The sequence below is a fragment of the Comamonas sp. HJ-2 genome (assembly GCF_053615495.1).
On record NZ_JBSIFD010000021.1, the window covers coordinates 102,659 to 113,027 of the forward strand.

A 10,369-nucleotide genomic window follows, 5' to 3' on the forward strand; every position below is an offset into this window, starting at 1 on the left:
TTCAGATCACCAGTCTGGAGTAGCCGATTCCGGCTGCTTTTTCCACGCGGATCTGCGCCGGAATGCGCTCCTTGAGCGCTTCCACATGGCTGATGACGCCAATCATCTTGCCGCTGGCGTTGAGTGTATCGAGCGCGGCGAGGGCCATCTCCAGCGTATCGCCGTCCAGCGTGCCGAAGCCTTCGTCGAGGAATAGCGAATCGATCGAGGTCTTGCTGCTGACCAGATCGGACAGTGCCAGTGCCAGTGCCAGGCTGACGAGAAAGGCCTCGCCGCCCGAGAGCGTGCGCGTGTCGCGCGCCACATCGCCCTGCCAGCCGTCCACGATGTCCAGCTCCAGCTCGCCAGTGGGCTTGCGCCGCAGTAGATAGCGACCGTGCAGGCGCTCCAGGTGTCGGTTGGCCAGATGCAGCAGATGATCCAGCGTCAGCCCCTGTGCGAACTTGCGGAACTTGTCGCCTCTGGCGGAGCCTATCAGGCTGTCCAGGTGTTGCCAGAGATCGCTGTCTTGTTCCTGCTCGGCAATCCGTGCCAGCAAGGCTTGCTGGCCCGCGCGGCGGTCATCGTCATCTTTGAGGCGGGCGCGGTGGGCGCCCAGTTGCTCGGCTTGCTGGGCGCGTTCGGTCTCCAGCTGGGTAATCTGCTCGGTAATGGTTTCGGGTGCTTCGTCGCTGAGCGCCTGTGCTTGCAGTGCGGTCAGGCGCTGGCTGGCGTCTGCCTGCAAGGCGGCTGCGCGTTGTGCCGCGCCCTGAAGCTGGTTGCTCAGTGCCTGCAGACCTTGCTGTTCGGCATCGGACAGCAGGGCTGCGGTGTACTGCGCTTCGTCGGAGAACGGGCTGGCCTGCAGCGCCTGCTGCCATTCGGCCTGGGCCTGCCGCGTCGATTGCTGCAGCTGCTCAAGCGTGGCTTGTGCCTGGCTTGCCTGACCTTGCAGCCTGGCCAGTTGCTGCGCTGTTTGTTCGAGCAGAACTCTGCAGTCCTGCAGCGTGGCAGCGGCTGGCACTGTATAGGCGGTGGCGTCGGCGGACATGTCAGGCAGGGCCTGGCTGCGTTGCAGCCAGTGCTCGGCATCTTGCGCGGCTTGTTCGACCTGGCGTTGCAGAAGGTCGATCTGCTGGGTCAGCTCTTGCATTGCCTGTTGCTGACGCTGCCATTGCTGCCATTCCTGCTGACGCGCAGCCAGCCAGTCTGCGGTGTCCGCGCTCTCGGGCAATGCGTAGCCTGCCGTCTGCAGGGCAAGCTGCAAGCGAGTTTGCAGGTCGCCGGCCTGCTGCATCAAGGCTTGCAGTGCCTGAGCGGTCTGCTCCTGCTGCGTCAGATTGTTCTGCAGAGCCTGCCGGGTGCTGGCCTGTGCATGCTCGATCTGCTGCTGGTGTTGCAGAGCCGCCTGGCAGGCGTCCTTGGACTGTTGCAGCTGGCGTTCGGCAGTTTCGGCATCGGCCAGGTTCTGCTGCAGCTGCGCAATCTGTTGCCCGGCTTCAGCGCAAGCGGTGTGCAGTGCTTCGGGCTGCTGCCATGCCGCCTCATCCAGCGGCACTGCGCTCTGCGCGCGCAAGTCAGCCCAGCGTGACAGCCATTTTTCAATCTGCTGGGCAATGGCCTGGTGCTGCTCCTGCTGCAGCTGCCGCTGACCCTGGGCAGTGGCCAGCGCGGTGTTCAGCTGTTCGCCCTGGCGCTGCAGCGACTCGAGTTCGCTCTGTGCCTGCTGCAGCGCAGCGGCTGTGGCTGATACATCCAGCGCCGCGTATTCGGTGATGGCTGGGTGATCCTGAGACCCGCACAGCGGGCAGGCATCTCCGGGCTGCAGCGCGGCGCGGTGCTCTTGCAGGCTTTGGATGAGGCGCTCCTGGTCAAGCAGGGCTTGCTTGTCGGCCACCTTTTCCTTGAGAGCCTTGTACTGCGCACGCAAGTCATCGCGTTGCGCCAGCTGCTCCTGAATGCGGGAATCAACGGAGCTCAGCGCCTGCGAATTGCGCTGCTGCTGCACGTCCAGGGGCTGGCGCAGTGCGGCATGTTCCTGCAACTGCTGCCAGTGATGCAGCTGGCGCTCTGCGTTTTGCCAGTGGCTGCGCAGCTGAGGCAGGCTGCCGTGCGTGGTCAGCTGCTGCTGCAGGGCTTGCTCTGCGGCCTGCTGCTGTTGCAGCGTCTGGGAGACTTGCCGTGTCGACTGCGTGGATTGCTGCGTCTGTGCGTCTGCTTGCTGCTGCAGTTGCCGGGCGAGCTTCTGCAGCTGCGTCATCTGGCCTTCTGTCTGGACGGTTTGCCGTTGCAGTTGCTGGCCTTGCTGCAGCTGCTCGCGCCAGCCGCTGAGGTTTTCACCCAGCAGGGCGCGGCTGGCATGGGCTTGCTGCCATGCCGTTAAGTCGGCCTGCCGGGCCAGTGCAGACTGCAGCTGCAGCCTTGACTGCTGCAGCTGATCGCCGGCCAGTTGCCGGGCCTGTTGGTGTTGATGCCATTGCGCGCTTTGGGCTTGCAGCCGCAGGGTATGCAGTTGCTGCAATTGCGCGGCCTGTTCGCTTTGCTGGTCTTGTGCCAGCTGCCAGCGATGGTGCATGGGCTGGATTGCCTGCGCAGGTCCGTGGGCCTGCAGGCGCAGCAAATCTTGTGCTGCATCACTCAGCGCTTGCTGGGCGTTTGCTTGTGCATTGCGTGCCTGCTCCACCTCCTCCATGGCCTGCATGGTCTGTGCCTGCCAGCGTTGTACGGTTTGCAGTTGCTGGTGGCGTGCCTGCAGATCCGTCAAGCCGGTCTGCAGCAGTGCCGCCTGGGACTGCAACTGCTCGCGTGTGCCTGCATCCAGCAGTTGCATGCCCTGTGCCTGGGCCTGTTGCTTTTCCAGGGCCTGGCGGGCGTCGCGCGCTCTTTCGAAAACGGACTGCGAGATGCGACCGTAGATATCGGTGCCGGTCAGTTCTTCGAGCAGCTCGGCGCGCTCATTGGCCGTGGCCTGCAAGAAGGCGGCAAAGCCTCCCTGGGCCAGCAGCATGGACTTGGTAAAGCGCGCAAAGTCCAGTCCGGTGATTTCGGCGATGCGCCGGGTTTTGTCCTTGATATGGGTGGTGAGTATGCTGCCGTCCGCCACCAGTGCCAGCTCCACCCTGGGAGCTTGAAGGGCGGCATCCGGCTTGCCGCGCGCGCGGCGCTGGCTCCAGAAGGCGCGGTAGGCCACGCCCTTGACTTCGAACTCCACCTCGGCTTCGCACTCGCCGGTGTGGCGCGTCATGATGTCGTTGCTGCCGCTGATGCTGTCGAGGCGCGGCGTCTGGTGATAGAGCGCAAGGCAGATGGCATCGAGCAGCGTGGACTTGCCAGCGCCCGTGGATCCGGTGATGGCAAACAGGCCGTTGTCGGCAAAGGGGGCAGCGGTGAAGTCGATGTTCCACTCGCCCTTGAGCGAGTTCAGGTTCTTCAGCCGCAGTTTGAGAATTCTCATGCCGCTGCTCCTTGCTCGTCGTGGAGGCCGTGCAGCACCTGTTGATAGCGCTCGGTCAGCGCCGATTGCAGTGGCGGCTCCAGGCTCTCCTGGGCCAGTCGGCGCGCAAACACATCGAGGGGGGTGAGTTCATCCAGCGACTCGCGGGCTTCGCCGGACAGCTGTGCCGCAGCCTGGCCGCGCTGACGCTTGATGCGCAGAATCTCCACGGGCAGCGACTCGGCCATGGCCTGCACGCGTGCCGTGAGGTCGGAGAGATAGTCGTCTTCCTGTACCGTCACCTCCAGCCAGACCGGTCGATCGGCTTGTGCCTGGGCCGAGGCAGATTTCAGCAATGCAGGCATGTGCGTCAGACTGCCGGCGATGGAGGCCATGGGCTGGAACATCGGCACGGGCAGGGCGGTGACGGCCTGCAGCCCATCGGCATTGAGATCCACCAGCTGTACCTGCTTGGTCTGCCTGGCTTCGTCAAAGCCCAGGGCGATGGGCGAGCCACTGTAGCGGATGTGATCGAGCCCGCCGACGAGCTGCGGCTTGTGGATATGGCCAAGGGCGATATAGCAGGCTGGCGGGAAAGCATTGGTCGGAAAAGCCTCCAGTGCGCCTACATAGATTTCACGCACCGATTCATTGCTGCTGGCACCCACCGTGGTCAGATGGCCGGTGGCAATGATGGGCAGCAGTTCGCCCTGGCTGGCCTGTATCTCATTCTGCGTTTGAAGGGCGGCGGCATACACGCGCTGGTAGGTGGATGCAATCGCGGCTTGCAGTGCCTGCTGCTTGTCCTGTGCGCTTTGTCCGGCCTGGCTTTGCTGCACATCACGCGGGCGGATGAAGGGCAGTGCGCAGACGATGCAGCCCGGCTCCCGCGCGGTGCCACGTCGAGGCAGCGTGACGACATGCCGGGCCTCGTCGCCGGTCGAGCTGACCACCTGGGCGCCCAGGTAGGTCAGCAGCTCGCGGCTTTCATCGAGCACGCTGACCGAGTCATGATTGCCCGCCAGGATCAGCAAGGCCGCGCCTGCGTCGTGCAGGCGCACGATGAGCTGGTTGTACAGCTCGCGCGCATAGCTGGGCGGGGCTCCGGTGTCGAAGATGTCGCCGGCGATCAGCACGGCATCCACGGCATGGGCCTGCACCTGGGTGAGCAACCAGTCGATCAGGGCCTGATGCTCGGCCTGACGGCTGCGGCCCATGAAGTGCTGGCCCAGATGCCAGTCGGAGGTATGGAGAAGACGCATGCGGCGATGGTATGCCAGCCGGCCCCGTCTTACTCGCTGTCCAGCCGTGCTTGCGACAGCTCCTGCTCGAACAAGGCATGGCCTTTGGCCCAGCCGCCACCCCAGATCAGGTCCATGGTCTCGGCCAGCGCTTCCAGACGCGGTTCATCGAGGTCCGAGCGCGCATGCTCGGCCTGGAACAGGCGGTAGAGCGCGGCCTGGCTCATGCCTTCATCCCTGAGGGAATGAGCCAGTTTCTCCAACGCCGCCGCAGTCGGTGCCAGCTGGTCTGGCCGCAGAGCTGCTTGCAGGCGTCTGGCTGGAATCATTTCAGCGCTTGCCTGTGCGCTTGGCCGTCCAGTAACTGAATTCTTCCTTGCCGACTTCATAGTCCAGCTCCTGCAGCCTGGCCTGCAGATTTTCCTGCACATCGGCCACGGCACGGTTGTAGATGCTGGGGCCTATTTCCGCGAGAAAGAAATTCAGCAGGGCGCCGGATTGCATATTGCCTATGGGTTCGTCCATGTTTTCGCGGAAATAGCGTTCTATGGAGGCAATGGCCTGCTGCTGCGCGTGTTTGGGGAGTTCTATGCTCATTGATCAAGCTTTCTTGTAAATTTTCTTTCGCTTCAAGCGTCGGATTCTTCTTCAGCTGACTAACTACCTTGTCTCGCAACTGGCGGTGTGACAGTGGCAGTCCGCTTCATGGCTTCGGCCAAGTACGGAGCGTCATGCGGTGATTGCTGCACCACATGCACTTATTATGTGCATGAGCTCATGTTGATGCACGCAGATGGCATGAATACGATGGTTTCTTCATCATTCCCAAGGAAAAGCCATGGCTGTCGCCATTCGAATCTACAGCTCAGGTGCGCCCGAAGTGATGCAGCTCGAAGAGCTGGATCTGCCGTCACCGGGGCCGGGCGAAGTTCTGCTCGAGCAGACCGCCATCGGTGTCAATCCTCTGGATGTCAATCAGCGCAAGGGCCTGGTGCCGATTGCATTGCCTTCGGGGCTGGGTCTGGAGGGTGCGGGAACAGTGGCAGCCGTGGGCTCGGGAGTGTCGGGCCTGAAGTCGGGGGACCGTGTCGGCTACGCAACCGGGCCGCTGGGCGCGTATGCCAGTGTGCGCTTGTTCCCCGCTGATCGTTTGATCCGGCTTCCGGACAGTCTCGCGGATGATGCCGCCGCGTCGGTCCTGTTCAAGGGCATCACGGCTCAGTACCTGCTCAAGACCACCGGCCAGGTGAGTCAAGACAGCCGAGTCCTGATTTATGGCGCTGCCGGGGCTCTCGGACAGCTGATGTGCGCGTGGGCCAAGCATCTGGGCGCCCAGGTTCTGGGCGTCGTCTCCAGGCCCGCCAGCGTGGAACGAGCCAAGGCGGCAGGCTGCGATCAGGTGTTTGTCTTTGATGCGCAGACACTGGCATCCCAGGTGATGCAGGCCACGCAGGGACGAAAGGTGGACGTGGTCTACGACTCCATCGGAAAAGACACTTTCCTGGCTTCGCTGGACTGCCTACGACCCAGAGGGCTGATGGTGTCGTTTGGTGCCACATCGGGCCTGCCGCCTGCCATTGAGGTTGGCGAGCTTAATGCCAAGGGCTCGCTGTTTCTGACCCGTCCGTCTCTGGCCGCGCATACGGCAACGATAGAGGAGTATCAAAGCCGTGTGCAGGACGTGCTTGACGCCATCGCAGGCGGCATACTCACGCCTCGCATATGGAAAAGCTACGCGCTCAAGGACGCAGCCCTGGCGCATGCAGACCTGGAGCAAGGACGCTCGCAAGGCTCGATCATCCTCACCCCCTGAATCGCTACAGACACCATGGAGACATTCGACAGCCAGCACACGGATGAGCTCGCCACGCTGGTCGCACTGGCAGACCAGGGTTCGTTTGCCGCTGCGGGACGATTGCTGGCGCGTCACCCTTCGGTGCTCTCCAAGCGCATGCAGGCTCTCGAGCGAAGACTGGGCGTGCGCCTGGTGGAGCGCACCACGCGCCAGCTGCATTTCACCAACGAAGGCTGGCGACTTGTCGAAAAGCTGCGCCAGGCTGCCCATCTGATTCGGGATGCAGAGCAGGAAGCAGCTCAGGGAGCGCAGGAAATACGGGGGCGCCTGCGCTTGTCCATGCCCGCGACGATGGGGCGGCGGTGGATCAGCCCCATGCTGGCGGATTTTTCCCTGGCCTACCCGGAAGTGGCGCTCGAAGTGGAGTACAGCGAGCGCATCGTGGACATTGTGGGAGAGCGTTTTGACGCCGCCATACGTATCGGCAATCTGGCGGACAGCCGGCTGGTTGCCACGCGGCTATGCGATCAGTACCGCCTTCTGTGTGCATCATCCAGCTATCTTGAGCGCCATGAAGCGCCAGACAGGCCTGCAGATCTCGTCCGTCACAACTGCCTGGGCTACACCGGCTTGCTGGACTTTCCGCAATGGCGACTGGTTCAGTCGGCAGGAAAGAAGGTCGCCAGTGTTGCCGAATCAGTGCGCGTCAGCGGCTCCATCCTCAGCAACGACAACGAAGCTTTGCTTCATGCGGCAATCAAAGGGGTGGGCATCATCGCCGGGAGCGACTGGCACCTCATGCCCTCCATCCATGCTGGAGAGCTGGTCCGCATACTGCCGCAATGGACATTGGGGGAGGCCGGCGGCATTTACCTGCTACGACCTTCGGGGCAGTACAACACGGGCGCCATGAAGGCGTTCAAGCAATGGGTGACGGAGGCCTTTGCGGCGGCTCCCTGGCGGCCCTTAGACCGCTGAGGAGTCCTGCCTGCCCTGCTGCTTCAGGGCGATGAGTACAGGTCGCTCAAGGCCTGGAACTCGGTTGCCGCGCGAGGATCAGGAGCCGCTCTTGCTTCCCAGCCAGGCAGCGCTATTGAGAAAAAAGCGTACCAGCTCGCTTTGACGGCGGGCGCCGGTCTTGGAGAAGATGGAGCGCAGGTGAGCTCTTGCGGTATTGAGGCGAATGCCCAGCGCTTTGGCTGCTTCCTCCAGCGTCAGGCCGTGGGTCAGCTGGATCACCAGCGCGGTCTCTGCCGACGTGAGCTGAAACAGCTGCTGCGCCAGGTGCGCTGACGGATCGGCCTTGTCATCGGTGTTGCGCATGAACACCGCGACGCAGGGACGGCTCTTGGCCTCTGCGTTGTCACCCGAGGAAATGCTTTGGACCACAAGCCCCCAGTTGAGCTGACCCGAAGGACGGGCAATCGAGATGCCTTCGGTCATGACGGACGCGGATGCCAGGGAGGACAGCAAGGCATCCTTGACCAGTCGCTGGAGCTTTCGGTTGTCGCTGGCATATTCAGCCTCCAGCATGCCACCGGAGATCCTGAGTCCATCCTGAGCATCGAGAATGCCTTTGGCCGCAGGATTGCTTTCCAGCACTTGGCCATTCTGGTCCAGGATGACGACACCCACCATCAAGCGAGCCGTGACGGTGCTGTACAGCGACATGACCTGACGATCATGGTGCAGTGCCAGATGCATATTCAGTGCACGGCGGATGTGCGGCATGATCATGCGGCCCAGATCCAGATCCCGCTGGCTGAAGGCCGGCTCCGACTCGGGGCGCGTGATCCGCAGGCCGTAGACACTGCCATCGGTGGTCACGATATCGGCAGCCATCACATGGAAAATATTGTGCACACGGCACCAGTCCTTGTAATAGACGCTGCTGCGCCATTCGCTTTCGGACATCAGGTCGGGAATGGTCTTGAATTGTTCCTTGGGCATGCCAAGGAAAGGACTGTGCTCGCTGTAGACGTCGTGCGTAAGCAAGCCCTCGAGCCCTCCGGATGCAGTGATCGTCAAACCGATATTGTCTCCCTCGGTCTGGCGGATGATCAGCACTGCAAAATTGCTGCGCATATGCGTGCGAATCACCTCCAGGCAGGGAACCCAGGCCTCCGGCAAAGAAGCCGCATCGTAGAGGTGATTGATGAATTCGCTGAAGCGCTCCGCACTGATCAGCTCTGCTGTCTCTGGGCTCTGAACTCCGGAGATCGAGCCATCTTTGAGAGCAAAAGTCATTGAGGCTTGTGCGTAATCCATGGGTTTCAGTTTGCCGTAGGTGGGGCTCATTGCGTTGACCTCTTGCTGTCCCGCATTATCTGCGCCTGATTGTTCGGCTTCGATTTGCAAGACTTCATCCATGGTGTCATTAGTGTCCCTGGCTCCGGCGCTGGCCAGGACGGCAGGAATTGGCCGGGCCGACATTCTCGGTCCTGGCCCGATCAGCACCGGCAGCCGCAGGTGCCGGCACACGGAGGCATCGCACTGCTTGGCGAGACATCAATCGTCAAAGTCCCAGAGCTCATGCAGGTCCAGGCGCAGACGACTATCGCTCTCCAGCGTGTCCATACGTGCCATGCGCTCGGCCAGCACTGCGTCGGCAAGCACACGGCGCGCAGCCAGGAGCTCGGCCAAGCCGGACTCGCCGGCACGATAGGCGCGCATTGTGCGGTCGGTCGCACTGCGCTGAAGCGTCGCCGCTCGGACCTGCGCCGCGGCTGCAGCACGCCTGCCATTCAGCTGACTCCAGAGCACATCGAAGTCCGCCCCCAGGCGTCTGGCTACCGCCAGGCGACGCGACAGCGCCGCATCGGCATCGGCCAGCGCGGCCGCAGCCTGGGAAGCCCGGTGGGCGGAGCCCAGTGGCAGACTGATGCTGAGGCCTGCAATGCGCTCGGCACCACCACGCTCGCTGCTGGCAAACACACCGATCGTGGGGTCTGGGCGGCGTTCGAGATCCGTGCGGCGGGCCTGGTGCAGCGCAAGAGTCTCCTCGGACAGGGCCAGCAAATACTCATGGCTGTGCTCTATGTAGCGCGAGCGCAGCTGAGCCTCCGATCCGTTCGGGAGTGCGGGCAGCGCGCTTGCGTCGATTGAAATGCCGGCCAGAGGGCAGAGGTCGGGAAAGCGTGAGCAGAGCTCGGCCTGCGCCGAGGCCTGTGCGGCCTCTGCTGCGGCCAGCGCAGCCAGCATGCGGGCCTGTTCGGCGGCCGCCAGCTCGGCTTCAAGCCTGGCCGCATCGCCCGCGCGCAGACGGCGCTCGGTGATGCTTGCAAGCTCAGCGGCGGCATCGGCATTGCCCTGCGCCGCCTGCCGGGCCTGAGCAGAGCGCTGAACCGAAAACCACAAGGCCAGCAATTGGCGTGCAGTCTCGTGCCGGGCGTCTTGCGCTGCCAGCAGGCCGGTGGCCCGGGTTGTCTCGGCCAGCTCGGCGTCGACGGCTGCCTTGCCCCAGAGTCGTAGCGGTCGCTCGATGGCAATCTGGCCTTCGGTGAATCGCTGGCCGGAGCCATCATGGGTCCAACGGCGCTGACCACTAGCTCGGGCTACCGTTTCATGAGGGCCCACGCGCAGACCGTCGGCTCGAGCCTGAGCACCCCTTCGTGCTGCGTCGGCCGCTTGCACAGTAGGCGATTGTTCTACCGCCATGCGCACCGCCGTCTCCGAAGGCAGGTAGCTCTGAGCCTGGGCTGCACTCGTAAAAAGTAGAACTGCGGCACAGGCATGAAGCAGACGATTTTTCATAGGCAAACTCAGAAAATACGATTTGGAGCTACCGTGTGCTCTATTGCAAAAAGCGTTTGCAGCTTTCATTTTTGTACTTCCCTAGCACTGCGTGCTACGCCAAAGCGCTCAAACAGCAGTGGTAACAACAGCAAGGTCAGAGCCGTGGAACTGATCAATCCCCCTGCC

8 protein-coding genes are annotated in these 10,369 nt (G+C 62.8%); 2 read left to right on the forward strand and 6 right to left on the reverse strand.

Annotated elements, in window-relative coordinates:
* Position 1 precedes the first annotated feature (1 nt).
* From ACWGXF_RS17665 to ACWGXF_RS17680, 4 genes are read right to left on the reverse strand one after another with little or no spacing between them, the layout of a single operon-like run.
* Positions 2 to 3,433, reverse strand: coding sequence for an SbcC/MukB-like Walker B domain-containing protein (locus ACWGXF_RS17665; protein ID WP_452102217.1), 3,432 nt, complete (start codon positions 3,431 to 3,433; stop codon positions 2 to 4).
* The gene (sbcD, locus tag ACWGXF_RS17670; RefSeq protein ID WP_256628592.1) at positions 3,430 to 4,674 is read right to left on the reverse strand and encodes an exonuclease subunit SbcD; all 1,245 of its coding nucleotides are present in this window, start codon (positions 4,672 to 4,674) and stop codon (positions 3,430 to 3,432) included. The genes ACWGXF_RS17665 and sbcD overlap by 4 nt, the downstream gene beginning before the upstream one ends.
* Before the next feature lie 29 nt (positions 4,675 to 4,703).
* Complete coding sequence (locus tag ACWGXF_RS17675; protein ID WP_452102218.1) at positions 4,704 to 4,982, reverse strand: hypothetical protein; 279 nt, start codon at positions 4,980 to 4,982, stop codon at positions 4,704 to 4,706.
* Position 4,983: 1 nt separating this feature from the next.
* Entirely contained in the window at positions 4,984 to 5,250 is a 267-nt protein-coding gene (locus ACWGXF_RS17680; protein WP_003068137.1) for a DUF2164 domain-containing protein, read from the reverse strand.
* Between the two features lie 241 nt (positions 5,251 to 5,491).
* Between ACWGXF_RS17680 and ACWGXF_RS17685 the strand changes: the two genes are divergently transcribed.
* Positions 5,492 to 6,466 (forward strand): quinone oxidoreductase family protein, encoded by a 975-nt coding sequence (locus tag ACWGXF_RS17685; RefSeq protein ID WP_256628591.1) that lies wholly within the window; start codon positions 5,492 to 5,494, stop codon positions 6,464 to 6,466.
* Positions 6,467 to 6,481: 15 nt separating this feature from the next.
* Positions 6,482 to 7,426, forward strand: a complete 945-nt coding sequence (locus tag ACWGXF_RS17690) for a LysR family transcriptional regulator (protein ID WP_054073868.1) — start codon at positions 6,482 to 6,484, stop codon at positions 7,424 to 7,426.
* Positions 7,427 to 7,504: 78 nt separating this feature from the next.
* Here ACWGXF_RS17690 and ACWGXF_RS17695 read toward each other — a convergent pair whose 3' ends face one another.
* The gene (locus ACWGXF_RS17695) at positions 7,505 to 8,746 is read right to left on the reverse strand and encodes a helix-turn-helix transcriptional regulator (RefSeq protein WP_046460573.1); all 1,242 of its coding nucleotides are present in this window, start codon (positions 8,744 to 8,746) and stop codon (positions 7,505 to 7,507) included.
* 210 nt (positions 8,747 to 8,956) lie between these two features.
* Positions 8,957 to 10,201, reverse strand: coding sequence for a TolC family protein (locus ACWGXF_RS17700; RefSeq protein WP_087866463.1), 1,245 nt, complete (start codon positions 10,199 to 10,201; stop codon positions 8,957 to 8,959).
* Between the last annotated feature and the right edge of the window lie 168 nt (positions 10,202 to 10,369).

Bases quoted from the DNA above. Each gene is read 5' to 3' on its own strand.
- ACWGXF_RS17695 (WP_046460573.1), bottom strand. From the start codon at position 8,746: ATGAGCCCCACCTACGGCAAACTGAAACCCATGGATTACGCACAAGCC.
- ACWGXF_RS17700 (WP_087866463.1), bottom strand. From the start codon at position 10,201: ATGAAAAATCGTCTGCTTCATGCCTGTGCCGCAGTTCTACTTTTTACG.
- ACWGXF_RS17680 (WP_003068137.1), bottom strand. From the start codon at position 5,250: ATGAGCATAGAACTCCCCAAACACGCGCAGCAGCAGGCCATTGCCTCC.
- sbcD (WP_256628592.1), bottom strand. From the start codon at position 4,674: ATGCGTCTTCTCCATACCTCCGACTGGCATCTGGGCCAGCACTTCATG.
- ACWGXF_RS17690 (WP_054073868.1), top strand. From the start codon at position 6,482: ATGGAGACATTCGACAGCCAGCACACGGATGAGCTCGCCACGCTGGTC.
- ACWGXF_RS17665 (WP_452102217.1), bottom strand. From the start codon at position 3,433: ATGAGAATTCTCAAACTGCGGCTGAAGAACCTGAACTCGCTCAAGGGC.
- ACWGXF_RS17675 (WP_452102218.1), bottom strand. From the start codon at position 4,982: ATGATTCCAGCCAGACGCCTGCAAGCAGCTCTGCGGCCAGACCAGCTG.
- ACWGXF_RS17685 (WP_256628591.1), top strand. From the start codon at position 5,492: ATGGCTGTCGCCATTCGAATCTACAGCTCAGGTGCGCCCGAAGTGATG.